Genomic DNA, 26685 nt, shown 5'->3' with positions numbered 1-26685 from the left:
TGCCTCTCTCGCGCGGCGTGGGGGCCGTCGGAGGTGGGGGGTGGGGCAGGCCGCCCGGGTCCCGCGGGAGGCGGGACCCGGGCGGCCCGGGGTGGCGCGGCTACTGCGAGACGCGCACGTAGTCGACGAGCATCTTCTGCGGGAAGACCGTGCTGGCGTCGGGCGCGCCCGGCCAGTCACCGCCCACCGCGTTGTTGAGGATGATGTAGAACGGGTGGTCGTAGACCCACGGGCCGCGGGTCGACTCCACCGTGGCCTTGTCGGCGGTGAAGAACGCGTGCCCGTCCACCGAGAAGGTCATGTGGGTGGAGTCCCAGTCCACCGCGTAGGTGTGGAAGTCGTTCGCGAAGTCGCCGCCCGCGATCTGGTAGGGCTGGCCGTAGCCGTTGCCGCCGTTGTACGCCGGGGCGTGCAGCGTGGAGTAGACCGAGTCCGGGACCTTGCCGACGTGCTCCATGATGTCGATCTCACCGGAGTTCGGCCACGGCGTGCCGGTCTTGAAGTTCGACCCCAGCATCCAGAACGCCGGCCACAGGCCCTGCGTGCCGGACACCTTGATCCGCGCCTCGACGTGCCCGTAGGTGAAGTTGAAGTGGTCGGAGGTGTTGATCCGGCCCGAGGTGTACTGGTGACCCTGGACGTTCTCCTTCCGGGCCTCGATGACGAGGTTGCCGTTGCCGTCCATCGTGGTGTTGTCGCCGTTGGTGTAGTACTCCAGCTCGCCGTTCTGGCCGCCGCCGGTGTCCTGGGTCCACTTGCTCGTGTCCGGCTTGGAGCCGGCCGCGCCGTTGAACTCGTCGCTCCACACCAGGTGCTCCGGGTTGCCCGGGTTCGGCGGCAGCGCGGGCGGCGGGGTGGGGTTGCCGCCGGTGCCGTAGACGTCGAAGGTCCACAGGCTGTAGCCGTAGCCGTTGCTGCGCGCGGTGCCGTACATCCGCACGTAGCGGCCGGTGCCGTCGACGTTCAGGGTCTCCTTGAAGCCCTTGCCGGTCGTGGTGGAGTAGATGGACGTCCAGTTGTTGCCGTCGGCGGACGTCTGGATCTGGTACGCCGTCGCGTAGGCCGGGTCCCACTGCAGGACGACCTGGGTGATGTGCGCGGTCGCGCCGAGGTCCACCGCGATCCAGCCCGGGTCGACCCAGCCGTTGACGTCGCTGGTGGCCCAGCGGGTCGCCGGGTCCTCGTCGAAGGCCTTGGCCGGGGTGCAGCCGGTGCAGCTGTTGGCGTCCTGGTAGGTCGAGGCGGTGGCGGGCTTGTTGTACGACAGCAGCTTCGAGTCGCCGGGCGGGGTCGTACCGCCCGTGCTGCCGCCGTTGTCACCGCCCCCGTTGGCGCCGCCGTTGCTGCCGGTGCCGCCGGTGAAGACCTGGAACTCCCACAGCGAGTAGCCGTACTGCGTGGCGCGCTGGGTGCCGTACATCCGCACGTAGCGGCCGGTGCCGGTGAGGCTGATCAGCTCGGTGGCGCCGGGGCCGGTCGTGGTGGAGTAGGCGGTGGTCCAGTTGCTGCCGTCGGCCGAGACCTGGATCTGGTAGGCCTTGGCGTAGGCGGTCTCCCAGGTCAGCTGCACGCCGCAGATGTTCTGCGACGAGCCGAGGTCGACCTGGATCCACTGCGGGTCGGACGCCGCCGAGGACCAGCGGGTGCCGTTGTCGCCGTCCACCGCGGAGGAGGCGGGGGTGCCGGCGTTCTCGGTCGAGGAGGCCGTCGCGGTCTTGTGCAGCGCCGCGTTCGCGGTGCCGCAGGCGGCGTTGCCGGTGCCGGTGGCGCCGTAGACCTGGAACTCCCACAGCGACACGCCGTACTGGGTGGCGCGGGCCGTCGTGTAGATCCGGACATAGCGCCCGGAACCGTTTACGGTGAGGTTCTGGACGCCACCGGTCGCGGTGGTGGTGGAGTAGATGTTCGTCCAGTTGGTGCCGTCGGCCGAGGTCTGGATCTGGAAGGCCTTGGCGTAGGCCGTCTCCCAGTTGAGGGTGACGGAGCTGATCGAGTCGGTGGCCCCGAGATCGACCTGGAGCCACTGCGGGTCGCTGGCCGCGGAGGACCAGCGGGTGCCGGTGTTGCCGTCCACCGCGGCCGAGGCCGGGGTGCCGGCGTTCTCCGTGGAGGAGGCGGTCGCGGTCTTGCCCTGCGACAGCAGGGTGCCCGCGGCCCGAGCCGGGCTCTGGGTGACCGCGAGGGCGAACGCCGCGAGCATCGCGGCGACGAACGCGAAGACGAGCGAGCGGGGTAGGCGTCTGGACAGAGGTGGGGGGTTGCCGGTCACGGCGTCTCCTGGGTGCGTGTGAGAGCGCTCTCTGATGGCAGCGATGATTACGGCGCTGTTGCTGACACGTCAAGAAAGTGAACGAGATTGGTACCGCTGTTTCACGACGTTCCACGTCGCCGTCGAGATTCGAACGATCAGCGAACTCCTTGCCCGCATAGACGCGTTATGCGGCATCTCGCTGTGTGCAAGATCTTGACGGGCGATCACCCAGGCCTGCGGCCGGTGGCGCCGGGGGTGTGAACCCGACGCAGCGGGACGTGCCGTACGGCCGCCGCGGCGGCTTCCGACCCTACGCTGGGGCCGTCGCCCCGGCGCCGGAAACGGGCCGGAAAGCGCCTTGACGTGACCCGGCGCCCGGCGCCGGGACCAGACCGACAGGAACGGGGGAGGCCGCAGATGCCCGCGATGCCCGATGTGCCCGAGCCCGTCGTCAAGCTCGTCCGGTGGACGGCGGAGCCCGCGGCGGTGCAGATCCTGCGGTCCGCCGCGGCCGCCGTCATCGCCTACGTGGTGGCCGTGTGGCTGCTGCCCAACCCGGCGCCGCTGACCGCGCCGCTCACCGCGCTGCTGGTCGTCCAGGTGACGCTGTACTCGACGCTCACCACCGGGATCAGCCGCGTCAACGCCGTCGTGGCCGGGGTGCTCGTCGCCGTCGGCTTCAGCGCGCTGGTGGGGCTCACCTGGTGGAGCCTGGGCCTGATCATCGTGACCTCGCTGCTGATCGGCAGGTTCGTGCGGGCCGGCGACTTCGAGATCGAGGTGGCGATCTCGGCGATGCTGGTACTCGGGGTGACCCGGGTCGCCAACACCGCCTGGGACCGCGTCTTCGAGACGCTCATCGGCGCGGTGGTCGGACTGCTGTTCAACGCGCTCGCGCCGCCGGTGTGGGTGCAGTCGGCGGGGGAGTCCATCGAGTCGATGGCCCGCCGGATGGGCGCCCTCTTCCGCGACATCGGCGGCCAGGTCGCCGGACACCTGCCGGTCGAGCGGGCCGCCGCCCGGCTGCACGAGGCGCGGCAGCTGGACCACGACATCGCCGAGGTGGACGCCTCGCTGCGGCAGGCCGAGGACAGCCTGCGGTGGAACCCCCGGGTCCGCGAGGGCGCGCTGTCCCGGATCGTGCTGCGCACCGGGCTCGACACCCTGGAGATCTGCGCGGTCGTGCTCCGCGTGCTCTCCCGCACCCTCACGGATCTGGCCAAGCACCGCACCACCGAGCATCTCTTCCCCGACGAGGTGTCCGACGAGCTGGAGCAGCTCATGGACCACATCGCGCACGCCATCGAGAGCTTCGCGGTGCTGATCACCAGCCAGGTCACCGCCAATGCCCAGGCGGCCGAGGACCGCCTCGCGCAAGCGCTCTCCGACAGCACCGAGAGCCGCGACACCATCGCCCGGCTGCTGCTGGCCGGCGTCCAGGAGCACCCCCGGCAGTGGCAGCTGTACGGTGCGCTGCTCGCCGAGGTGGACCGGATCCTGGACGAGCTGGGGCTGGAGAAGCGCTCCGAGCGGCTGGTGGAGGAGCTGGACCGGATCGGCGGCGAGCCGAGCGACCGGCACCCGCGGATCGCCATGGTCAAGCGCCGGCTGGCCGCCACGGGCATCTACCGGCACGCACCGGACGTGCGCAAGATCTTCAAGTAGCCGGTCCGCGCCCGCTTCCTGACCGGGCCTCCCCGGCGGTACGGGCAAGCGCTTCCCGTCACCGGGCCGTCCCCGCCCCGCCGTCCCCGCGTCGTCCCCGCGCGGGCGCGCGATCCAACTCCCGCCGTCCGCAAGCGAATCGTTGCCGTCCGGGGCGTAGACGCCGCCGTAGCGCGTCTGTAACACTCTGCCAACACGTACGCAAATAATGAGCAGAACGGCGATGGATACGCATGAGATGAGCGCAACTTCAGATGTTCATCCCGCACGTTTCGAATAGATCGTCTGGACTCCTCTCGGCTGCTCTTCTCCCGGTTCTCCTCCCAACCCCCTGATCCCCCACACACCACAGAGGGACGTCATGAGAACGAAGCGCTCGATACCACGGCTGATGGCGGGGGTGGTCTCCGGCAGTCTGCTGCTGCTCGGCGGCACCACAGCGCTGCCGGCCGTGGCGGCCGCGGCAGCCCCCGACCTGGCCTCCGGCAAGGCCGCGGCGGCCAGCAGCACCAGCGGCAAGAACACCGCCGACCGGATCGACGACGGCGACCAGAGCACCTACTGGCAGAGCGGTGCGGTCAGCGCCGCGGCGCCGCAGTGGGCGCAGGTCAACCTGGGCGCCGGGCGCCTGGTCGACACGGTGCAGCTGAAGGTGCCCGCCTCCTGGAAGGCCCGCACCCAGACCCTGTCGCTGCAGGCCAGCGACGACGGCACGCTGTTCTCCACGATCGTCGGGTCCAAGTCGTACACGTTCACGCCCGACAAGAACAACACGGTCACCATCGACTTCCCGGCCACCAAGGCGCGGTACGTGCGCGCCGAGGTCTCCGCCAACTCCGCCGCCGACTCCGCGCAGCTGTCCGAGATGACGGTCGCCGCCGCCGCGGTGGGAGCCAACCTCGCGGCGAACAAGCCCACCGCCGAGTCCGGCCACGCCGACGTGTACGGCTCGGGCAACGCCGTCGACGGCAACGCGAACACCTACTGGGAGAGCACCAACAACGCCTTCCCGCAGTGGCTGCGCGTCGACCTCGGCTCGGCCGTGCCGGTCAACACCGTGGTGCTCAAGCTGCCGCCGGCCACCGCGTGGGCGAGCCGCACCGAGACGCTCGCCGTCCAGGGCAGCCAGGACGGCAACACCTTCTCCGACCTCGCCGCGTCCAAGGGCTACACGTTCGACCCGTCGAGCGGCAACACGGTGACGATCACCTTCAACACCGCCACCACCCGCTACGTCCGGCTGAACATCACCGGCAACACCGGCTGGCCGGCCGGCCAGATCTCGGAGTTCGAGGTCTACGGCCCCGCCACCGGCGACACCCAGGCGCCGAGCGCGCCGTCCGGCCTGGCGTACACCCAGCCCGCGTCCGGCCAGGTCAAGCTGACCTGGAACGCCGCGACCGACGACACCGGCGTGACCGCGTACGACGTCTACGCCAACGGCCAGCTGCGCACCTCGGTCGCCGGCAACGTGCTGACGTACACCGACAGCCAGCCCGACACCGCCACCGTCGCCTACTACGTGAAGGCCCGCGACGCGGCCGGCAACCAGTCGGCGGCCAGCAACACCGTCACGCGCACCGGCACCTCCGGCGACACCCAGGCCCCGAGCGCCCCCACCGGCCTGGCCTACACCCAGCCCGCGTCCGGCCAGATCAAGCTGACCTGGAACGCCGCGAGCGACAACACCGCCGTCACCGGCTACGAGGTCTTCGCGGGCGGCACCAAGATCGCCACCACCGGCGGCAGCACCCTCACCTACACCGACAGCCAGCCGGACACCGCGACCGTCACGTACTTCGTGCGGGCGATCGACGCGGCCGGCAACGAGTCGGGCAACAGCAACACGGTGACCCGTACCGGCACCACCCCGCCCACCGGCGGCACCAACCAGGCGGTCGGCAAGCCGATCACCGCGACCTCCACGGTGCAGAACTTCGTCGCCGCGAACGCGAACGACGACGACGTGAACACCTACTGGGAGGGCACCGGCACCAGCTCGCTCACCGTGCAGCTCGGCGCCAACGTGGACACCAGCTCGGTCGTGGTCAAGCTCAACCCCAGCTCCGCGTGGGGCCCGCGCACCCAGACCATCGAGGTCCAGGGCCGTGAGCAGAGCGCGAGCGGCTTCACCCAGCTCGTCGCGCCCAAGAGCTACTCCTTCAGCCCGTCCAGCGGCGGCAACACCGTCACCATCCCGGTGACCGCCCGGGTCGCGGACGTACGGCTGGTCTTCAGCAGCAACTCCGGCGCGGGCGGCGGCCAGGCGGCCGAGTTCCAGGTCATCGGCACCCCCGGCCCGAACCCCGACCTCACCGTGAGCGCCCTGACCGCGTCGCCCGCCGCCCCGGTGGAGACCGACCCGATCACGCTCAACGCGACGGTCAAGAACATCGGCACCAACGCCTCCCCGGCCAGCAACGTCAACTTCTACCTCGGCACCGTCAAGGTCGGCACCGCCAACGTGGGTGCGCTGGCCGCGGGTGCGAGCACCACGGTGTCCGCGTCGATCGGCGCCAAGGACGCCGGCAGCTACCAGCTGACGGCGAAGGTGGACGAGGCGAACACGGTCGTCGAGCAGAACGACACCAACAACTCCTACACCAGCCCGACCGCCCTGGTGGTCAAGCCGGTCGACACCTCCGACCTGCTCGCCTCCCCGGTGGCCTGGTCGCCGGGCAACCCGTCGGCGGGCAACAACGTCAACTTCTCGGTCGCCATCAAGAACCAGGGCACCGTCGCCGCCGCCTCCGGCGCCCACGGCGTCACCCTGACCATCGCGGACGCCGCCTCCGGCGCCGTGGTGAAGACCCTCACCGGCTCCTACAGCGGTGCGATCGCCCCCGGCGCCACCACCAGCCCGGTGAGCCTGGGCAGCTGGACGGCGGCCAACGGCAAGTACACCGTCAAGACGGTGATCGCCACCGACGCCAACGAGCTGGCCGTCAAGCAGGCCAACAACACCAGCACCCAGTCGCTCTTCGTGGGCCGTGGCGCGAACATGCCGTACGACGTCTACGAGGCCGAGGACGGCGTCACCGGCGGCGGCGCGAGCGTGCTCGGGCCGAACCGCACCATCGGCGACCCGGCGGGCGAGGCCTCCGGCCGCAAGGCGGTGCACCTGGCGGGCAACGGCCAGTACGTCGAGTGGACGACCAGGAACCCGACCAACACCCTGGTCACCCGCTTCAACATCCCCGACGGCACCGACTCCACGACGCTCAACGTCTACGTGGACGGCACCTTCCTCAAGACGATCTCGCTGACCTCGAAGTTCGCGTGGCTGTACGGCGACGAGGCGAGCCCGGGCAACTCCGCCGGCTCCGGCGCCCCGCGGCACATCTACGACGAGGCCAACGTGCTGCTCGGCACCACGGTGGCGGCCGGTCACAAGATCCGGCTGGAGAAGGACGCGGCCAACACGGCCTCGTACTACAACATCGACTACATCAACCTGGAGCAGGCCACCCCGGTCGCCAACCCGGACCCGACGAAGTACGTCGTGCCGGCCGGCTTCACCCAGCAGGACGTGCAGAACGCGCTGGACACCGCGCGGCAGGACACCACCAAGCTCGGTGTCTACCTGCCCGCCGGCGACTACTCCACGGCCAACAAGTTCACCGTCTACGGGCGGGCGGTCAAGGTCATCGGCGCGGGCCCCTGGTTCACCAGGTTCTACACGCCGCAGACCCAGGAGAACACCGACGGCGGCTTCTCGCTCCAGTCCGGCTCGGGCGGATCGAGCTTCTCCGGCTTCGGGTTCTTCGGCAACTACACCAGCCGGATCGACGGCCCCGGCAAGGTCTTCGACCTGACCGGTGTCGCGAACCTGACGATCGACAACCTGTGGATCGAGCACACGATCTGCGGTGTGTGGGCGACGAACGTCGACAACTCCACGATCAGCAACCTGCGGATCCGCGACACCTTCGCCGACGGTGTGAACCTCACCAACGGCTCGACCGGCAACACGGTGACCAACACCGAGGCCCGCTCGACCGGTGACGACAGCTTCGCGCTCTTCCCGGCCATCGACAACCACAGCGAGCAGGAGACCGGCAACACCTTCAGCAACCTGAGCGTGCAGACGGTCTGGCGGGCCGCGGGCCTGGCGGTCTACGGCGGCGGTGGCAACACCTTCAGCAACCTCTACATCGCCGACAGCCTGACCTACCCGGGCATCACGATCGGCTCGCTCCAGTTCGGCGGCATCCCGGCCCTCGGCTTCGAGGCCTCGCCGACGAGTAACTTCTCCAACATCTCGCTGGTCAGGGACGGCGGCCACTTCTGGGGCCAGCAGGCCTTCCCGGCGCTGTGGATCTTCTCCGCGGAGTTCGACCTCCAGGGGCTGCGGATCAGCGACGTGGACATCTCCGACCCGACCTACCAGGGCGTGATGTTCCAGACCAAGTGGAACGGCAGCACCTCGCTCAAGCCCATCAAGGACACCGTCATCACCAACCTGTCGGTGACCGGGGCGCACAAGAGCGGTGACGCCTTCGACGCCAAGTCCGGCTTCGGTCTGTGGGCCAACCCGCAGCCGGAACCCGGGCAGGGCCCGGCCGTGGGGTCGGTGACCATCAACGGGTTGCACGAGAGTGACAACGCCGTGGACATCCAGAACACCACGACCACCTTCACGATCAACGTCACCAACTGAGGTTCCGCAGGCCAGCGCGGGTGCCCGTGTTCGAATCCTGAACACGGGCACCCGCCCATGCCTGCTGACAGCCGGTCAACAGCGGGGTTTCGTATTCAGTTGGTGAACGCGGGGTCTTGACGGGGTATTGGTCTAGTCCTACGGTCACCGATGCGTCGACAGTCAGGTCGGCGTCCATCGTTCCGCCATGTGAACGATGCGGTCTGTCCGCCACGGAAGGCCTCCCCCCATGCAAAGACCGCGCATCGGGCTCAAGCAGCTCGGCGCTCTCACCGCAGTCCCCGCGCTGGCCGCCGGCCTGCTGCTCGCCGCCGGCGGCACCGCCCAGGCCGCGGCCAACGCGGGCCCCGGCTTCCCCGCGCAGTTCGCCGCCCCCTACGCCGAGGTCTGGAACTCGCCCTCGGCCCTGACGACCGTCCGCAACGCCACCGGCCTGAAGTACTTCACGCTCGCCTTCGTCATCGACGGCGGCGGCTGCAACGCCACCTTCAACGGCGACACCTCCATCACCGACGCGAGCTGGACGTCCGCGATCAACACCCTGCGGGCGGCCGGCGGCGACGTCATGGCCTCCTTCGGCGGTGCGTCGGGCACCGAGGAAGCCCTCGCCTGTACGTCGGTCTCCGCGCTGGAGGCCCAGTACAAGCGGGTGATCGACGGGCTGAACCTCACCCGGATCGACCTCGACATCGAGGGCAGCACCCTCAACAACACCACCGCCAACGACCGGCGCAACGCCGCGCTCGCCGACCTCCAGCAGCAGTACGCCGCCCAGGGCAAGCGCCTGGACGTGCAGTACACGCTGCCGGTCTCGCCCAGCGGCCTGGAGTCCAACTCGATCAGCCTGCTGAACAACGCCAAGAGCCACAACCTGAACGTCAGCCTCGTCAACATCATGACGATGGATTACGGGTCGGCCATGGACATGGGCAACGCCGCCATCAGCGCCGCCCAGGGCCTGCACACCCAGCTCGGCCAGATCTGGACGACGAAGTCCTCCGCCCAGCTGTGGGCCATGGAGGGCAACACCCCGATGATCGGGGTCAACGACACCTCCAGCGAGATCTTCAGCACCTCCGACGCCCAGGACCTGGAGAACTTCGCCAAGGCCAACGGCATCCAGGAGCTGACCTTCTGGTCGCTCGGCCGGGACAAGGCCTGCGCCACCAACGGCGGTTCCGCGCAGGACAACTGCAGCGGCACCCCGCAGTCGGCCTGGCAGTTCTCCAGCATCTTCAACGCGATCACCGGCACCGGCGGCGGCACCACCCCGCCGCCCTCCGGCGCCACCGGCCCGGTCCGCTCCGGCTACGCCAACAAGTGCGTCGACGTCGCGGCGGCCGGCACCGCCAACGGCACGGCCGTGCAGCTCTACGACTGCAACGGCACGACGGCGCAGAACTGGACGGCGGCATGGGGGTCCCCCCAGGACGGAGGCTCTGGGGGAAGTACGCTGCGGGCGCTCGGCAAGTGCATGGACGTCGCTTCGGCCGGCACCGCCAACGGCACGAAGGTCCAGCTGTGGGACTGCAACGGCACCGGCTCCCAGGTGTGGCAGAAGGGCTCGGGCAACACCCTGGTCAACCCGCAGTCCGGCCGCTGCCTCGACGCGACCGGCCCCAGCTCCGCCAACGGCACCCGGCTCCAGATATGGGACTGCTTCGGCAGCACGAACCAGCAGTGGACACTGCCCTCCTGACCGGACGGCAGCGGTGAACGCCCGGCGTCGGGCGGGTCGGCGGACCCGCCCGGCGCCGGGGCCGTCGTCCGGACCGGCACCTCACCACCCGTCACCTCCTCATCATCTGTCACCTCACCGCCCCCGTCACATCCCCGCCCGGATATCCCCGCCCTCACGGCGTTCATCGGCGAAGATCGGATCATCAGGCCGCCCCGTGAGGCCCTCAGGCCCCGCGCACGCGGCACCGCCCCGCAGCCGCGAGGAGCCCCGATGAACACCGCAGAACTCCTGGCCGACGCCTTCGACCGGATCAAGGACGCCGTCCACGAGGCCGTCGACGGCCTCACCCCCGACGAGCTGGCCCACCGCGTCGACCCCGCCGCCAACACCGTGGGCTGGCTGATCTGGCATCTGACCCGGGTCCAGGACGACCACGTCGCCGACGTCGCCGGCCGCCCGCAGGCGTGGACCGAGGACGGCTGGGACAAGACCTTCGGGCTGCCCTTCGACGCCGCCGACCTCGGCTACGGCCACAGCGCCGACGACGTCGCCGCGGTGCGGCCCGCCTCCGCCGACGTGCTCACCGGCTACTACGACGCCGTCCACGAGCGCAGCCTCGCCTACCTCGGCACCCTGACGGACGCCGACCTCGACCGGGTCGTGGACCGCCGCTGGAACCCGCCGGTGACGCTCGGCGTACGGCTCGTCAGCGTCGTCAACGACGACCTCCAGCACGTCGGCCAGGCCGCGTTCCTGCACGGGCACCTGCTGCGCCGGCGCGGCTGAGGCGTGCGGTGGCGGGCGGGGCGCACTCCAAGACGGGCGAGGGCGCCCTCCGTGCAGGATGCAGCCGTTCATGTCCCGATGGTAGAGTTACTTAACCTAAGTTAAATAACTTGAACCCACTGACCCGGGCGGGGTGTGAAGGGCCTGATGGCGACACAAGACGCGACCAAGCGAATACCGCGGACCCCGCGGATCGCTTCCGACCACCCGCGGTACAAGTGGGTGGCACTGTCCAACACGACCCTCGGCATGCTGATCGCCACGATCAACTCCTCGATCGTGCTGATCTCGCTGCCCGCGATCTTCAACGGCATCAGGCTCGACCCGCTCCAGCCCGGCAACGTCAGTTATCTGCTCTGGATGCTGATGGGCTACATGCTCGTCACCGCCGTCCTGGTGGTCACGCTCGGACGGCTCGGCGACATCCTCGGCCGGGTCAAGATCTACAACGCCGGCTTCCTGATCTTCACCATCACCTCGATAATCCTGTCCGTCGACCCGATGCACGGCGGCGGCGGAGCCCTGTGGCTGATCGGGTGGCGGGTGGCCCAGGCGGTCGGCGGCTCCATGCTGATGGCCAACTCGGCCGCGATCATCACCGACGCCTTCCCGGCCCGGCAGCGCGGCATGGCGCTCGGCGTCAACATGGTCGCCGGTATCGCCGGCTCCTTCATCGGCCTGGTCCTGGGCGGCCTGCTCGCCGAGTGGAACTGGCGCTCCATCTTCTGGGTGAACGTGCCCATCGGCATCATCGGCACCGTGTGGGCCTACCGCTCGCTGCACGAGACCGGCGTGCGCCGCCCGGCCAGGATGGACTGGTGGGGCAACATCACCTTCGCCGTCGGCCTCACCGCGCTGCTGGCCGGCATCACCTACGGCATCCAGCCCTACGGCGGCCACACCATGGGCTGGACCAACCCGTGGGTGCTCGCCGGGCTCATCGGCGGCGCCGCGACGCTCGTCGCCTTCTGCGTCATCGAGAACCGGGTCGCCGAGCCGATGTTCCCGATGAAGCTCTTCCGGAACGCCTCCTTCGCAGGCGGCAACGCGGCCACCCTGCTCGGCTCCATCGCGCGCGGCGGCCTGCAGTTCATGCTCATCATCTGGCTCCAGGGCATCTGGCTGCCGCTGCACGGCTACAACTACGACGACACCCCGCTGTGGGCCGGCATCTACCTGCTGCCGCTCACCGTCGGTTTCCTCGCCGCCGGACCCATCGCGGGCGCGCTGTCCGACCGCTACGGCGCCCGGCTGTTCGCCGCCGCCGGCTTCGTCGTGATGGCCGGCTCCTTCGCCGGGCTGCTGCTCATCCCGACGGACTTCAGCTACTGGCTCTTCGCCCTCGTGGTCTTCCTCAACGGCCTGGGCGGCGGCCTGTTCGCCGCACCGAACACGTCGATCATCATGGCCAGCGTGCCGGCGGAGTCCAGAGGCGCGGCCTCCGGTATGCGGGCCACCTTCCAGAACGCCGGCATGGTGCTCTCCATCGGCGTGTTCTTCTCGCTGATGGTCGCCGGGCTCGCCCGCTCGCTGCCGCACACTCTCAGCACCGGACTGATGGCGCAGGGCGTGCCCGCCTCCAACGCGCACGACGTCGCCAACCTGCCCCCGGTCGGCACGCTCTTCGCGGCCTTCCTCGGCTACAACCCGATCCAGCAACTGCTCGGCCCCGACCTGCTCGGCAAGCTGCCCGCCGCCAACGCGCACACCCTCACCGGGCGGGAGTTCTTCCCGCACCTCATCTCCGGGCCCTTCCACGACGGCCTGGTCGTGGTGTTCTCCCTCGCGATCGTGATGTCCTTGGTCGCGGCGGGCGCGTCGCTCATCCGCAGCCGGCGCACCGCCCAGGACAGCTGACCGCGGTACGACCAGGAGGCGCCCCCGCCATGACCGAGACCGACGGGCGCGGGGCGCCCTCCTCCGCGGCCGTCGCCCGGCTGCGGCTCGTCATCGCCCGGCTCTACCGGCAGCTCGCCCAGGCCTCCGGCGACGACCTCAACCTCACCTACGCCCAGCTCTCCGCGCTCGCCAGGACCCAGCAGCACGGCCCCCTGCGGATCGGCGAGCTGGCCGCGCACGAGCAGGTCGCCGCCCCCTCGCTGACCCGTACCGTCGCCCCGCTGCTCGGCGCCGGGCTCGTCGTCAAGCAGCCCGACCCCTCCGACGGCCGCTCCTGGCTGGTCAGCATCACGCCCGAGGGCGCACAGGTGCTCAGCCGGATCCGCCGCACCCGCTCGGAGCTGCTGGCCCGCCGGATGGCCCGGCTGGACGCCGACCAGCTCGACGCGCTGCTGGCCGCCCTGCCCGCGCTGGAGCAGCTGCTCACCGACCCGCAGCCGGACGAGCGGCCCGCGGACACCGCGGCGCAGCAGACGCGGGCCTGACGCCCCCGCCGGGCCGCTCCCCGTACGCCGCCCGCCCGTACGCCCGCCGGGCCGCTTCCGTACGCCCCGTCAGCCCGCCGCCTTGCGGCCCGGTCCGCCCGGCTCCAGCGGCGGGGCGGAGAAGCCGCAGTTGGACCGGCACTCCGGCTGGGGGGCCGGCTCCGCGCCCTCCTTGCCCAGCGCCTGCCGCGGCACCAGCGTGAAGGCCAGCAGCGCGGACAGCCCGCACAGCCCGGCGCAGATCAGCATCGCCCTGCCGAAGGCGTCGTTCACCTTGTGCGGCGAGCGGTACGCCTGGTTCGACAGCCCCACCGCGAGCGGCAGCGCCGCCACGATCAGCAGCTGCGCCACCCGGGCGGCCGCGTTGTTGACGCCGCTGGCGATGCCTGCGTGGTCGACGTCCACCGAGGCCAGCACGGTGGCCGTCAGCGGCGCCACGAACATGCTCATCCCCAGCCCCTGCACCACCACCGCGGGCAGCACGTCCAGCAGGTACGACGACGAGCCCGGCCCCAGCCGGATGAGCAGCAGCAGCCCGGCCGCGGTCACCAGCGGCCCCACGGTGAGCGGCAGCCGCGGCCCGATGCGCTGGGCGAGCCCGCCCGCCGGGGCCGACAGCAGCAGCATCAGCACGGTGACCGGGAGCGTCGCAAGTCCCGCGTGCAGCGCGCTGTACCCGGCGGCGATCTGCAACTGCACGGGCAGGATGAAGAAGACGCCGCCGATCGCCGCGTACAGGCACAGCGTCACCACGTTCATCGACGTGAACAGCCGTGAGGAGAAGACGGACAGCGGCAGCATCGGGTTCTTCACCCGGCGCTCGGTGCGCAGGAAGGCCACCCCGCACGCCACGCCGACGAGCGCGGGCACCACCACCGTCGTCCACGACGGGTGGCCGGACGCGGCGATCAGCGCGTACGTGACACCCGCCAGGCACAGCGCGGCCAGCGCCGCGCCCCGCACGTCGAAGCTGCCCGAGGCGTTGCGGTCCCGGCTCTCGGGCACATGGCGCACCGCGATCGCCACCACCACCGCGGCGATCGGCAGGTTGACCAGGAAGATCCACCGCCAGCCGGGCCCGTCCACCAGCCAGCCGCCCAGGAAGGGCCCGACCGCGCCCGCCACGCCGCCCAGGCCCGACCACGCGCCGACCGCCTTGGCCCGGTCGTCCTCCCGGAAGGTCGACTGCACGAGCGCCAGCGAACCCGGCGTCAGCAGCGCCCCGCCCACGCCCTGGAGCGCCCGCGCCGCGATGAGCACCCCGTCGTCCGGGGCGATCCCGCACAGCGCGGAGGCCAGCGCGAACCACACCACCCCGGTGACGAAGACCCGCCGCCGCCCGTAGCGGTCGCCGAGCCCCCCGCCGAGCAGGATCAGCCCGGCGAGGGTGAGCATGTAGCCGTTGACCGTCCACTGCAGCGCCGACAGCGGGGCGTCCAGGTCCTCGCCGATCCGCGGCAGCGCGATGTTGACGATGGTGCCGTCCAGCAGCGCCATCCCCGAGCCCAGCACCGAGCACGCCAGCACCCACCGCCCGGTCGCCGACGACAGCGGGACGCCCACCCCGTTCTGATCCTGGTCCATGACGCCAGATTAGGTGCTGGGGTGCCACATGGCCGGGTAACAACGGGTGGCCGCGGGGCAGGGATGACAATGGTCGGCGGGCCCGCCGCACACACCGGGCCCGGACCGACCGACGCGACCGAGCAGCCGAGGAGACGTGAATGGCGCACCAGCGTGCCGGGAAGCCCGCCCGTACCGAGGATCTGGTGGACGTGCCCCGCCTGGTCACGGCGTACTACGCGCTGCGGCCCGACCCTGCCGAGCCCGTGCAGCGGGTGGTGTTCGGGACCTCGGGGCACCGCGGCTCGTCACTGGCGACGGCCTTCAACGAGGACCACATCGCCGCCACCAGCCAGGCCATCTGCGACTACCGCGGCCGGCAGGGCACCGACGGGCCGCTCTTCCTCGGCGTGGACAGCCACGCCCTGTCCGAGCCCGCCCGGGTGACGGCGCTGGAGGTCTTCGCCGCCAACGGGGTGACGGTGCTGCTCGACGAGAACAGCGGCTTCACGCCCACCCCCGCCGTCTCGCACGCCATCCTCACGTACAACAACGGCCGCACCTCGGGCCTCGCGGACGGTGTCGTCGTCACCCCGTCGCACAACCCGCCCTCCGACGGCGGCTTCAAGTACAACCCGCCGAACGGCGGCCCCGCCGCCTCCGACGCCACCTCCTGGATCCAGGACCGCGCCAACCAGCTCATCACCGACGGCCTCAGGGGCGTCCACCGCGTCGGCTACGCGCGGGCGCTGGCCGCCGAGACCACCGGCCGCTACGACTTCCTCGGCCGCTACGTGGACGACCTGCCCTCGGTGCTCGACCTCGTCGCGGTGCGCCGGGCCGGCGTCACGATCGGCGCCGACCCGCTGGGCGGCGCCTCCGTCGACTACTGGGGCCGCATCGCCGAGTGGCACGGCCTGGACCTGACGGTCGTCAACCCCACGACCGACCCCACCTGGCGCTTCATGACGCTGGACTGGGACGGCAAGATCCGCATGGACTGCTCCTCGCCCTACGCGATGGCCTCGCTCATCGACCGCAAGGACGACTACGCCGTCGCCACCGGCAACGACGCCGACGCCGACCGGCACGGCATCGTCACGCCCGACGGCGGGCTGATGAACCCCAACCACTACCTGGCCGTCGCGATCTCCTACCTGTCCGGGCACCGCGAGCAGTGGGGACCGGAACTGGCGATCGGCAAGACCCTGGTGTCGTCCTCGATGATCGACAAGGTCGTCGCCGACCTCGGCCGGCCGCTCACCGAGGTGCCGGTCGGCTTCAAGTGGTTCGTCGACGGCCTGCACGGCGGCACGCTCGCCTTCGGCGGCGAGGAGTCGGCGGGCGCGTCCTTCCTGCGCCGCGACGGCTCGGTGTGGACCACCGACAAGGACGGCATCCTGCTGGCGCTGCTCGCCGCCGAGATCACCGCCGTCACCGGCAAAACGCCCTCCGAGCACTACACCGCGCTCACCGAGCGCTTCGGCACCCCCGCCTACGCCCGGATCGACGCCCCCGCCGACCGTGAGCAGAAGGCCGTCCTCGGCAAGCTGTCGCCCGGTCAGGTCCCGGCCAAGGAACTGGCCGGGGAGCCGGTCACCGCGGTGCTCAACGAGGCGCCCGGCAACGGCGCGCCGCTCGGCGGCATCAAGGTCTGCACCGACAGCGCCTGGTTCGCCGCCCGCCCGTCCGGCACCGAGGACGTCTACAAGATCTACGCCGAGTCCTTCCTCGGCGCCGACCACCTCGCCGAGGTGCAGCAGGAGGCGAAGTCGCTCGTCGACTCCGTCCTCGGCGGCTGACCCCGCGAGCGGGGCGGGGACCCGGCGTACGGGCCCCCGCCCCGGCGCTCACGCGAGCTGCGCGGCCTGCAGCCCCGCGTACGCGCCGCCGCTGCGCAGCAGCTCGGCGTGCGAGCCGACCTCCGCGACACGGCCCTCGTCCATCACCACGATCCGGTCGGCGTTCCGGATCGTCGACAGCCGGTGCGCCACCACGAAGACCGTACGGCCGCGCACCAGCCGGGTGAGCGCCTGCTGCACCAGCGCCTCGGAGCGCGAGTCCAGCGCCGAGGTCGCCTCGTCCAGGACCAGCACCCGCGGGTCGCGGATCAGCGCGCGGGCGATGGCCAGCCGCTGCTTCTGCCCGCCGGACATCCGGGCGCCGCGCTCGCCGACGACCGTGTCCAGGCCGTGCGGCAGCCGGTCGATGAACTCCAGCGCGTTGGCGTCCCGCAGCGCGGCCCGCACCCGCTCCTCCGGCACCCCGTCCATGCCGTAGGTGACGTTCTCCCGGATGCTGCCCTCGAACAGGATCGACTCCTGCGGCACCACCGACAGCCAGTTGCGGTAGTCGCGCAGATCCAGTGTCTCCATGTCGACACCGTCCAGCAGGATGCTGCCCTCGCTCGGCCGCAGGAAGCCGATGACCAGGTTGAGCACCGTCGACTTGCCCGCGCCCGACCCGCCGACCAGCGCGATCGTCTCACCGGCCCGCACGTCCAGGTCGAAGCCCGTCACCGACGGGCGGTCCGCCTCTGGGTAGGTGTGGCCGACACCGCGGAACTCGAACCGGCCGGTGACGCCCTGGACCGTCGCCTTGCCGTCGTTCTGCTCCAGGTCAGGCGCCTGGAGCACCTCGCCGATCGACCGCACCGACTCCAGTCCCTTGCCGATCTGCGGAGTCAGCGTCAGCAGCGTGGTGACCGAACCGGTGAGGCTGGAGAAGTACGCGCTCAGCATCACCACGGTGCCCGGTGTGACGCTCAGCCAGCCGTAGTACGCCACCAGCGCCGAGCCCGCCAGGCACGCCACGCCGATCGCGTTGAGCAGGATCCAGGCGATCGAGCCGAACCAGCCGTTCAGCCGGTCCAGCCGCAGCCCCGCGTGCAGTACCTCGCCGAGCGTGCGGTCCACGCGGTGCAGCGCGGTGTTCTCCAGACCGTGCGCCCGGGTGATCGGGATCAGCGCCGTCATCTCGTTGACCCGCGACGACAGCTGCTCCACCTGCTGCCGGAAGGACTCGTTGCGGTGCCGCAGCCGCCGCCGCAGCTTGACCACGAGCACCGCCGAGGCCGGCACCACGACCAGGTACACCGGCAGGAAGGCGGGCGCCTGGATGCCGATGACCACCAGACCGCCGCTCAGCGTGGCCAGCGCCGCCAGCCCGTTGTCGGCGGTCTGCTGCGCCGCGGTCTCGATCGTCTCGACGTCCCGGATCACCTTGGCCTGGAGCACACCGGCGCTCACCCGGGAGTGGTAGCCGATCGACAGCTGCTGCATCCGGTGGCATAGCGCGCTGCGCAGCCGGGTGCCGGTGCGGCGTATGGAGCCCTGCATGCAGCGCACGTACGTCAGGTGCAGCGGCAGGTTGAGCACGAGGATCACCAGCAGGACCGCCGAGTTCCACCACAGGATGTGGATCGGCCGGTGCTGGACGACGACGTCCACGACATTGGCGGTGATCAGCGGCAGCAGCCACACCGGTGTGTGCTTGCCGAAGAAGGCGGCGACGGCCAGGGCGACCCGCCGCCGGTCGGGATGGAAGAGGTAGAGGAGGGTTCGTACGGGGTGCTCGCCACGGTAGCGGTGGCTGAGCGTGCCTTGCGGCAACGCCATTGCAGGCTCCTCGAATCACGTCTTCGCGGTGGTGCGTGCGGGCGCGCCGAGCAGCACCTCAACGCTGAGGTGCTGCCCGTAGTCGATTGCGCGCGCAACCACCCTAGGGCGTGTCCGGGCTGCCGCGCCCTGGCGTTTTCCGCCGGGCGCGGTCGCGCCGCTCACCGCACGGTCGCGCGGGGCGTCACATCACCACGACGGACCGCAGCACGTCCCCGGCCTGCATCCGGGCGAAGGCGTCCTCGACCTCGTCCAGCGCGACGGTCTCGCTCACGAACGCGCCCAGGTCCAGCCGCCCCTGCAGATGCAGGTCGATGAGCATCGGGAAGTCGCGCGAGGGCAGGCAGTCGCCGTACCACGAGGACTTCAGCGCCCCGCCGCGGCCGAAGACGTCCAGCAGCGGGAGTTCCAGCGTCATCTCGGGCGTGGGCACCCCGACCAGCACCACCGTGCCGGCCAGGTCCCGGGCGTAGAAGGCCTGCTGGTACGTCTCCGGGCGGCCCACCGCCTCGATCACCACGTCCGCGCCGAAACCGCCGGTCAGCTCGCGGATCGCGGCCACCGGATCGCCCGCCCGCGCGTTGACGGTGTGGGTGGCACCGAGCGCGGAGGCGGTCGCGAGCTTGCGGTCGTCCACGTCCACCGCGATGATCCGCGCGGCCCCGGCCAGCCGCGCCCCGGCGACGGCCGCGTTCCCGACCCCGCCGCAGCCGATCACCGCGACGGAGTCGCCGCGGCCGACCGCCCCGGTGTTGATCGCGGCGCCGATCCCGGCCATCACCCCGCAGCCGAGCAGCCCGGCGACCGACGGCGACACCGACGGATCGACCTTGGTGCACTGCCCCGCGGCGACCAGGGTCTTCTCGGCGAAGGCGCCGATGCCCAGAGCGGGGGAGAGTTCGGTGCCGTCGGCCAGCGTCATCTTCTGCCGCGCGTTGTGGGTGTCGAAGCAGTACCAGGGCCTGCCGCGCAGACAGGCCCGGCAGCGGCCGCACACCGCGCGCCAGTTGAGGACCACGAAGTCGCCCGGCCGCACCTCGGTGACGCCCGGCCCCGTCTCCTCGACGACACCGGCCGCCTCGTGCCCGAGCAGGTAGGGGAAGTCGTCCCCGATGCCGCCCTCCTTGTAGTGCAGGTCGGTGTGGCACACCCCGCACGCCTGCACCCGCACCACCGCCTCGCCGGGCCCCGGATCGGGCACCGTCACCGTCTCGACGCGCACCCGCTCGCCCCTGCCCGGCGCGATCACCCCGCGGACTTCCTGTGCCATGCCTGCCGCCCTCCTGCGCCGTCGTCCGGCGCCCGTCACGCTGCTGTCACCCTTTGCCGTGCCGCTGCCGACCCTAGGCGCCCGCGGGCCGCCGGGGGCAGTACGCGGCAGCGGCCGACCGGGTGGTGCCGCGGCCGGGCGCGGGCGCGCGCGGTCAGCGGCGCGCGGCGGGCCTGGTCCGGCGGTAGAGGATCGTTCCGCCGAGCAGCAGCAGTGCTCCGCCCGCCGCCATCGCGGACGCGCCGCCCGCTCCGGTGTGCGCCAGCGCGGGCGCCGGGGGAGCGGGCGCGGCGGGCGGCGCCGGGACGGGGGTGTGGACGGGCGGCGCCGCCGCGGTGTTCGCGCAGTCGTTGCCGAACGACGGATTGAGCAGCCCGGCCACACCGACGCTGTTCCCGCACGCGTTCACCGGCACGTGCACGGACACCTGCACGGAATTGCCCGACAGGATCCCCGGCGAGCCGGTGGCGTCACCGGAGGCGGCCGAATCCGCCTGCGCGTACCCCGCGGAGGCCAGCACGCCGCCGACGACCACTGCGGAGACAAGGCCCTTCCGGGCGAGTCCGTTCACTTCGATTCCTGCCTTCCGGGCATCGTCACGGGCCGTGCGCCCGCTGTTCGTGACAACGCCGTCGGAGGGCCGAACGGGTCATGCCGCCGGGGGATTTCATCCCAACGTGTTTCTTCACATGGTCATGCGAACTGCTCGGAAAATTGTGCGCGATCAGGCGGCCGCGCCCTCCGCCGCGATATGGGCACGCGCCGCCGACAGTGCGTCGGTGACGTCCCGGGTGCCCGTCGACACGCACAACGTGTAGGCGGTGTCCCGCAGTTGCCCGGCGATGCGCGGATCCGTGGCGTCGGTGACCGAGGCGAGCAGCTCGTAGCGTTCCACCAGGTTCCGCAGGACGGTCGGGTGGGCCATCAGCATCGTCGTACTCCTCGAAGATCGGTGCAGTCGACCGGCGTATGCCCGCTCCCCGCTGGCACATGCGCGACGCACAGGGAATGTCGCGCACGTCTCACCGCGGCGCGGCTCCCGACCGGCGCGCCGTGCTCGGGTGTCACGACTGCGGGCCGGGCGGGGACCTGGGTGAACGTCCCCGCCCGGCCCGGGAGCCTGGCGCTGTTCGCCGGTCCGGCGAGAAGAGTGCGGGAAAGGCGCGAGGTGCAGAAAGGGGATGTGTCGACTAGTCGATACTGCGCAGGATGTGCGTCTCGGACGGGTCGTCCTCGTATCCGGCGAGACGGATCGGGGCACACCGGGACCACGTCTTCAGCGGTCCCTCCTCGCCGAGCCGGACGATGCGCCGTTCGCCGCCGTAGCCGCGTTCGGTTGCCGGTTCGTCCTGCGTGAGCTGATCTCCAGACACCGCGTTCTCCTTAGCGTCGCGTCGACCGGGGTCGCCCTGGCGCGGTCGTTTCCCAGCGTCGGGCGCCCGGCGGGATTTCTGACTTCGGGCGGTACGGACGCGGTGGCGCCTGTTGCGATAGCCGGAAGGGGGCCGAGGTGGCGACTCGTTCCGGGACGGGCTCAAGGGGCCGGTACATCCCCTCCGGGCCTTTTCGTCCCGCACAGCGTATTCCGGCCAGTGCGATGGTCACCAGCCGGTTTTTCCCCAGATTCGGATTCCGGCAACCCCGGGTTCGGCTGCCCCGGAACGCCCCGGCCGCGGCAGCGCTGGGCTGCGTTGCTACCGTTTGCCGTGCTCAAGAGTAAGAAAGACAGCAGAAACCGGACTGCGCCATCCGGGTCAGGGGCGGCCCCCGGCGCCCCCGGCGACGGCCGCCGGCGACTTCTCGCCGACATCGGGCCACTGCGGGACAGCCCCGACTTCCGGCGGCTCTGGTTCGGCAACGCGGTGTCCTACATAGGCCAGCAGATGACGGCCATGGCCGTCGCCCTCCAGGTCTACGCGATCACCGGCTCCAGCTTCTACGTCGGCCTCGTCGGACTGTGCTCGCTCGGCCCGCTGATCGTCTTCGGCCTCTACGGCGGCGCCGTCGCCGACGCCGTCGACCGCCGCCGGCTCGGGCTCGTCACCGCGAGCGGCTCCACCCTGCTGTCCGTCGCGCTCGCCGTCACCGCCCTCGCCCACCTGCGGGTCGTCGGCCTGCTCTACGCGATCGTCGCCCTCCAGGCGGTGTGCTTCGCCATGAACTCGCCGGCCCGCTCCTCCATGATCCCCCGGCTGCTCACGCCCGAGCAGCTGCCCGCCGCCAACGCCCTCGCCTCGCTGTCCGGCGGCGTCGGGCAGATGGCCGGGCCCATGCTCGGCGGCGTCTTCGTCGGCCTGTGGGGCTACCAGGCCGCCTACCTCATCGACGCCGCCGCCTTCACCGCCTCCCTGTACGCGATGTGGCGGCTGCCGGCGATGCTCCCCGGCGAGGGCGAACCCGGCGAACGCCGCCGCCCCTCCGTCGTCGAAGGCCTGCGCTACCTCGCCGCCCGCCCCAACCTGCGGACCACCTTCGTCACCGACCTCGCCGCCATGGTGCTCGCCCAGCCCCGCGTCCTCTTCCCCGCCATCGCCGGCCTCTGGTACGGCGGCGACACCCGCACCGTCGGCCTGCTCGCCGCCGCACCCGCGGTCGGCGCCCTGCTCGGCAGCGTCTTCTCCGGCTGGCTCGGCCGCGTCCGCCGCCAGGGCTTCGCCGTCCTGCTCGCCGTCGCGTCCTGGGGCGCCGCGGTCGCCGTCTTCGGACTGACCCGCAACCTGCTGCTGGGCCTGCTCTTCCTCGCCCTCGCCGGGTGCGCCGACACCGTGAGCATGGTCTTCCGCAACACCATGCTCCAGTCCGCCGCGCCCGACGACATGCGCGGACGCCTCCAGGGCGTCTTCCTCGTCGTCGTGGTCGGCGGCCCCCGCCTCGGCGACTTCCTCGCCGGCTCCGCCGCGGACCTCTTCACCCCCACCGCCGCCATCGTCGGCGGCGGCCTCGCCTGCATCGCCGCGATCACCTGCGTGGGGCTGTTCCAGCGCGGCTTCCTCTCCTACGACGCGGGTCGCCCGACGGCCTGAGCCGTCGGTCTGAAGCGCTTCCCGCTGCGCGGGGCGGCGCGTTTCGCGCTGCCGCGCCGGGCAAGCACCAGGGGCGCGGGGAACCGCGCGCGCAACCCACCACCGGCCGGTGGTCCGGAAACCACAGCAACGGCCCCTCCGGGCCGGTGACGCCCCGCGCCCCGGTGGGGGCCGAGCGCTCCGTTCTCCCCCACAGCTCCGCCTGGGCGGCGCCCAGGGCGCGTGCCCGGCGGGGGACGGGCAGGGTCGGAGGACGCTCACCCCCGTGAGCAGGGGAAGCGCAGAGGCTCAGCGCGGGAGGAGTTCGGAGGCGAGAGCCTCCACCGCGGAGGCGAGCCGCTGCTGCGCCGGATCCGCGGCGACGGACGCGGCGACGAGCCGCGCGACATCCGTCCGCCACACGCCCGTGAGGGCGATGCGCACGCCGACCCGGCGCAGGCCCCGGTCGATGAGCCCCCGCGCGTCGTCCGGCCGGTCCCGGCGCAACGCCTTGATCGCGCCCACCGCGTTGGCGAGCGCGCTCGCCGCGGGCGACCAGGGGTCGGCCACCTCGCCCTGCGGCACCGTGGCCGCCTCGGGCACGTCCGCCGAGACGACGAGGTCGAGCCGCCAGAAGAGCGGCAGGCCGCGGAAGGCCGCGAAGAGCAGCCGCTGCCCGGGCTCCGCCGCGGAATCCGGGTCGCAGCGCAGCGACAGCAGCGGCCCGACCCGGCCGAGTGTGCGCCGGGCCCCCTCCACGCTCCGTGCGAAGTCCGCGGCCGGTGTCCGCCAGGCGATGTCGATGTCGCTGTACGCGTCGGCCGTCCCCGCGGCGAGCGATCCGCGCAGCTCCGCGGTGGAGCCGGGGCAGGCGGCGGGCAGCGCGGCCAGCAGCTCCTCGGCGAGCGCGGCGCGTACCGCGGGGTCGAGCCCGTTCCCCCGTGCCGCGGTCACCGGCCGGGCCGCCCGGCCTCGCCGACGTACACCCACAGCCCGTCCTCGCGGGCGAAGCGGCTGTCCTCGTGCTGCGCCCCCTCCTCGCCCCGGTGCCGGAAGTGCGCGCGGAACTCGACGGTGCCCTCGGTGTGGAAGGCGCTGCCGCCGGTGCCGCCGAGGATGTCGAGGCCGGTCCACCGCACGTCCCGGTCGAGGTCCAGTTCGCGCGGCCTGGTCGTCGAGTGCCAGCTGCGCAGCAGGTAGCCGGTGTCGCCCACGGCGAAGGCGGCGTAGCGCGACCTCATGAGCTGCTCGGCGGTGACGGCGGAGGAGCGGCCCTGGTGCAGGGCGCCGCAGCAGTCGGCGTAGGCGGCGGGCAGGCCGCAGGGGCAGGGGAGCGGGGTGCGGGCGGCGCGAGACGGCATGCCCCATTGTCGCGGACGCGCGCCCCGCTGTTCGGGTGACCCGGTGTTTCGTCCGCGTAGCAGCGGAAATGCGCTGAGCGGGGCAGCGGTACCCCCATGCGACGGAAGGACATCCCGTGAGTACGGCACCTGAACAGTCCGCAGAGCCGACGGCGCAGGTCACCGTCATCATCGACGGCTGCGCGAAGGAGGACGCGAAGACGGTCCTCGACGCGCTGCACACCAGTTTCGCGGGCGACCGCGGGCCCGACGACGAACCGGCGGAGCCCGCCGAAGGCACCCCGATCGTCTGGTCGGCGACCTTCGACGTCTCCCGCACCCTCGCCCTCCCCGGCGGCCCGGCCCCCCTGACATCCCCGGTGAAACTCACCGCCCAGGGCGGCTACCACGCCGTCGACCGCCTCCGCGAGGCCCTGGCGGAGTCCTTCACGGTCAAGGTGACCGGCACGGCCTCCGGCGACCAGGAAGAAGAAGCCGCCTTCCGCCTGACCTCCCGCTGACCCCCTCTCAGGGGCGCGGGGAACTGCGCGCCGAGCCCCCACCGGGCGGAAGGCCCACCGGCGACCCCGGCCGCCCCGGCGCCGGGGGCAGCCCCCATCGGCTGGGGGCCGGCCACGGACGTCAGCGATTCCCGGGGCGCGGGGAACTGCGCGCCGAGCCCCCACCGGCCGGAAGGCCCACCGGCGACCCCGGCCGCCCCGGCGCCGGGGGCAGCCCCCATCGGCTGGGGGCCGGCCACGGACGTCAGCGAATCCCGGGGCGCGGGGAACTGCGCGCCGAGCCCCCACCGGCCGGAAGGCCCACCGGCGACCCCAGGCACCCCCCGGGGGCAACCCCGCCAGCGCGAGGCCGGACGGGACCGGCACCCTCACAACAGCCCCCGGCGGCCGCTCAGCCCGCGTGCGCAGCGCGCAGCGCGGACACCGTGTCCGCCTCGTCCGCCCGCTTGTCCTCCCGGTACCGAACCACCCGCGCGAACCGCAGCGTGAGCCCCGCCGGGTAGCGGGGCGACCGCTGCACCCCGTCGTAGGCGATCTCGACGACGAGTTCGGGCCGCACGGTCACCACGTGGCCGTCGTCGCGCACCGCGAGCCCCAGCAGGCGTTCGGTCTGCCAGGCCAGCATCGCGTCCGTCAGGCCCTTGAAGGTCTTGCCGAGCATGACGAGGCCGCCGTCGTCCGTCCGTGCCCCGAGGTGCAGGTTGGACAGTTTGCCGGTGCGCCGCCCGTGGCCCCATTCCGCGGCGAGGACGACGAGGTCGAGGGTGTGGACGGGCTTGACCTTGATCCACGAGGCTCCGCGGCGCCCTGCCGCGTACAGACCGTCGTCGGCCTTGACGACGACGCCCTCGTGGCCGCGGTCCAGCGTCGCCGCCATGAAGTCCTCGGCGGCGCGCACCGCCGCCGGGTCCGCCGGGTCGGCGAGGGCCGTGCGCCGGACCCGGATCGACGGCGGCACGATGGCCTCCAGCTCCGTGTGCCGTACCCCGTACGGCAGGTCGAGCAGATCGCGGTCGCCCGCGGCGAGCACGTCGAAGAAGACGGCGGAGACCGGCAGCGTGGCCGCGGCCGCCGTGACGTCGACGCGGGATCCGACCCGGCCGGCGGTCTCCTGGAAGGGCCGCGGCCGTCCGTCGGGGCCGAAGGCCAGCACCTCGCCGTCGAGGACGAACCGCGTGCCGGTCAGCGTGCGCACGGTGGTGACGATCTCCGGCAGCCGGTCGGTGACGTCGTCGAGCGTGCGGGTGAAGAGCCGTATGTCGTCGCCGTCGCGGTGCGCCTGGATGCGGATGCCGTCCAGTTTCTCCTCCACCGCGCAGGGTCCGTCCGCCTTGCCGACGGCCTCGGCCACGGACTTCGCGGAGGCGGCGAGCATCGGCAGCAGCGGGCGCCCGACGGTGAGCCGGAAGTCCGCGAGTGCCTCGGGGCCGCGGGCCAGCAGGGCCTGCGCGACGGGTTCGAGCGCGCCCGCGAGCATGACCGCCCGCCGGACCTCCGCCGGCGGCGCGCCCGTCGCCGCCGCCAGGCCCTCCGCGGCCGCGGCGTCCAGCGCGCCCTGCCGGACCTCGCCGGTGATCAGGCCGATCAGGTACTCCTGCTCGGTGGCGGTGGCCGCGCCCATGAGGTCCTGGAGGAGCGCGCGCCGCCCGGCCTGGGCGCCCTGCCCCGACACGGCGGCGACCGCGGTGAGCGCCGCGTCGACCTCGGCGACGATGAGCCGCGGAGCATCGGCGGGTGCGGCCCGGTCGCGCAGCGCGGCCCAGCCGACGCCGAGCCTGCCCTGGGGCAGCCGGCCGGCGAGGTAGGCGATGGCGACCGGTACGTCGCCCGCTTCCGCCTCCCGGAAGAAGCCCGCGAGCAGCTCGGTCTTGCGCGAGCGCGACGCCGTGCCCGCGACGTCCCGTGAGACCCGGGCGACTTCCGCGAAGAGCATGCCTCCATCGTG

At 72.0% G+C, this 26685-nt stretch carries 19 protein-coding genes; 9 read left to right on the top strand and 10 right to left on the bottom strand.

Annotated features, from left to right (window positions below; translation table 11 throughout):
• Nucleotides 1-100: 100 nt before the first annotated feature.
• Nucleotides 101-2200 carry a discoidin domain-containing protein gene (locus tag ACH4PY_RS12845; RefSeq protein ID WP_398180835.1) on the bottom strand — a complete coding sequence of 700 codons (2100 nt, stop codon included), beginning with the start codon at nucleotides 2198-2200 and terminating at the stop codon, nucleotides 101-103.
• 477 nt (nucleotides 2201-2677) lie between these two features.
• On the opposite strand from ACH4PY_RS12845, the gene ACH4PY_RS12840 reads away from it, so the two are divergent.
• The 6 genes from ACH4PY_RS12840 (at nucleotide 2678) to ACH4PY_RS12815 (ending at nucleotide 13427) form a co-directional block, all read left to right on the top strand.
• Entirely contained in the window at nucleotides 2678-3916 is a 1239-nt protein-coding gene (locus ACH4PY_RS12840; protein WP_398180832.1) for an FUSC family protein, read from the top strand.
• 361 nt (nucleotides 3917-4277) lie between these two features.
• Nucleotides 4278-8576, top strand: a complete 4299-nt coding sequence (locus tag ACH4PY_RS12835; protein WP_398180005.1) for a discoidin domain-containing protein — start codon at nucleotides 4278-4280, stop codon at nucleotides 8574-8576.
• 229 nt (nucleotides 8577-8805) lie between these two features.
• Nucleotides 8806-10275: an RICIN domain-containing protein gene (locus ACH4PY_RS12830; protein WP_398180002.1), complete on the top strand. Its 1470-nt coding sequence runs from the start codon at nucleotides 8806-8808 to the stop codon at nucleotides 10273-10275.
• A 252-nt stretch (nucleotides 10276-10527) separates the two neighbouring features.
• Nucleotides 10528-11043 (top strand): DinB family protein, encoded by a 516-nt coding sequence (locus tag ACH4PY_RS12825; protein WP_398179999.1) that lies wholly within the window; start codon nucleotides 10528-10530, stop codon nucleotides 11041-11043.
• Nucleotides 11044-11190: 147 nt separating this feature from the next.
• Nucleotides 11191-12900: an MFS transporter gene (locus ACH4PY_RS12820; protein ID WP_398179996.1), complete on the top strand. Its 1710-nt coding sequence runs from the start codon at nucleotides 11191-11193 to the stop codon at nucleotides 12898-12900.
• Between the two features lie 29 nt (nucleotides 12901-12929).
• Entirely contained in the window at nucleotides 12930-13427 is a 498-nt protein-coding gene (locus ACH4PY_RS12815) for a MarR family transcriptional regulator (RefSeq protein WP_398179993.1), read from the top strand.
• Nucleotides 13428-13496: 69 nt separating this feature from the next.
• Here ACH4PY_RS12815 and ACH4PY_RS12810 read toward each other — a convergent pair whose 3' ends face one another.
• Nucleotides 13497-15011, bottom strand: a complete 1515-nt coding sequence (locus tag ACH4PY_RS12810) for an MFS transporter (protein ID WP_398179990.1) — start codon at nucleotides 15009-15011, stop codon at nucleotides 13497-13499.
• 140 nt (nucleotides 15012-15151) lie between these two features.
• Between ACH4PY_RS12810 and pgm the strand changes: the two genes are divergently transcribed.
• Entirely contained in the window at nucleotides 15152-16792 is a 1641-nt protein-coding gene (gene pgm / locus ACH4PY_RS12805; protein ID WP_398179986.1) for a phosphoglucomutase (alpha-D-glucose-1,6-bisphosphate-dependent), read from the top strand.
• A 48-nt stretch (nucleotides 16793-16840) separates the two neighbouring features.
• Here the strand turns inward: pgm and ACH4PY_RS12800 are convergent, their stop codons facing one another.
• The 5 genes from ACH4PY_RS12800 to ACH4PY_RS12780 all read right to left on the bottom strand — a co-directional run bounded on the left by ACH4PY_RS12800 (nucleotide 16841) and on the right by ACH4PY_RS12780 (nucleotide 21250).
• The gene (locus tag ACH4PY_RS12800; protein WP_398179983.1) at nucleotides 16841-18607 is read right to left on the bottom strand and encodes an ABC transporter ATP-binding protein; all 1767 of its coding nucleotides are present in this window, start codon (nucleotides 18605-18607) and stop codon (nucleotides 16841-16843) included.
• A gap of 184 nt (nucleotides 18608-18791) precedes the next feature.
• Entirely contained in the window at nucleotides 18792-19877 is a 1086-nt protein-coding gene (locus ACH4PY_RS12795; protein ID WP_398179980.1) for an S-(hydroxymethyl)mycothiol dehydrogenase, read from the bottom strand.
• A gap of 154 nt (nucleotides 19878-20031) precedes the next feature.
• Complete coding sequence (locus ACH4PY_RS12790) at nucleotides 20032-20448, bottom strand: chaplin (RefSeq protein ID WP_398179977.1); 417 nt, start codon at nucleotides 20446-20448, stop codon at nucleotides 20032-20034.
• Between the two features lie 153 nt (nucleotides 20449-20601).
• The gene (locus tag ACH4PY_RS12785; RefSeq protein WP_398179974.1) at nucleotides 20602-20808 is read right to left on the bottom strand and encodes a DUF5133 domain-containing protein; all 207 of its coding nucleotides are present in this window, start codon (nucleotides 20806-20808) and stop codon (nucleotides 20602-20604) included.
• Nucleotides 20809-21067: 259 nt separating this feature from the next.
• The gene (locus ACH4PY_RS12780) at nucleotides 21068-21250 is read right to left on the bottom strand and encodes a hypothetical protein (protein WP_398179971.1); all 183 of its coding nucleotides are present in this window, start codon (nucleotides 21248-21250) and stop codon (nucleotides 21068-21070) included.
• Nucleotides 21251-21685: 435 nt separating this feature from the next.
• Between ACH4PY_RS12780 and ACH4PY_RS12775 the strand changes: the two genes are divergently transcribed.
• The gene (locus ACH4PY_RS12775; RefSeq protein ID WP_398180828.1) at nucleotides 21686-22900 is read left to right on the top strand and encodes an MFS transporter; all 1215 of its coding nucleotides are present in this window, start codon (nucleotides 21686-21688) and stop codon (nucleotides 22898-22900) included.
• A gap of 288 nt (nucleotides 22901-23188) precedes the next feature.
• Here the strand turns inward: ACH4PY_RS12775 and ACH4PY_RS12770 are convergent, their stop codons facing one another.
• Nucleotides 23189-23833 carry a hypothetical protein gene (locus tag ACH4PY_RS12770; RefSeq protein WP_398179968.1) on the bottom strand — a complete coding sequence of 215 codons (645 nt, stop codon included), beginning with the start codon at nucleotides 23831-23833 and terminating at the stop codon, nucleotides 23189-23191.
• Nucleotides 23830-24240, bottom strand: a complete 411-nt coding sequence (locus tag ACH4PY_RS12765) for a YchJ family protein (protein WP_398179965.1) — start codon at nucleotides 24238-24240, stop codon at nucleotides 23830-23832. The genes ACH4PY_RS12770 and ACH4PY_RS12765 overlap by 4 nt, the downstream gene beginning before the upstream one ends.
• A 116-nt stretch (nucleotides 24241-24356) precedes the next feature.
• On the opposite strand from ACH4PY_RS12765, the gene ACH4PY_RS12760 reads away from it, so the two are divergent.
• The gene (locus ACH4PY_RS12760; protein ID WP_398179963.1) at nucleotides 24357-24740 is read left to right on the top strand and encodes a hypothetical protein; all 384 of its coding nucleotides are present in this window, start codon (nucleotides 24357-24359) and stop codon (nucleotides 24738-24740) included.
• A 391-nt stretch (nucleotides 24741-25131) separates the two neighbouring features.
• On the opposite strand, the gene ACH4PY_RS12755 is transcribed toward ACH4PY_RS12760, so the two are convergent.
• A complete protein-coding gene (locus tag ACH4PY_RS12755; RefSeq protein ID WP_398179960.1) occupies nucleotides 25132-26673 on the bottom strand; it encodes an ATP-dependent DNA ligase in 1542 nt (513 codons plus the stop codon).
• Nucleotides 26674-26685: the final 12 nt, after the last annotated feature.

This window comes from Streptomyces sp. NPDC021224 (assembly GCF_044332905.1).
GTDB lineage: Bacteria > Actinomycetota > Actinomycetes > Streptomycetales > Streptomycetaceae > Actinacidiphila.
This window is presented reverse-complemented; position numbering and strand designations above follow the sequence as displayed.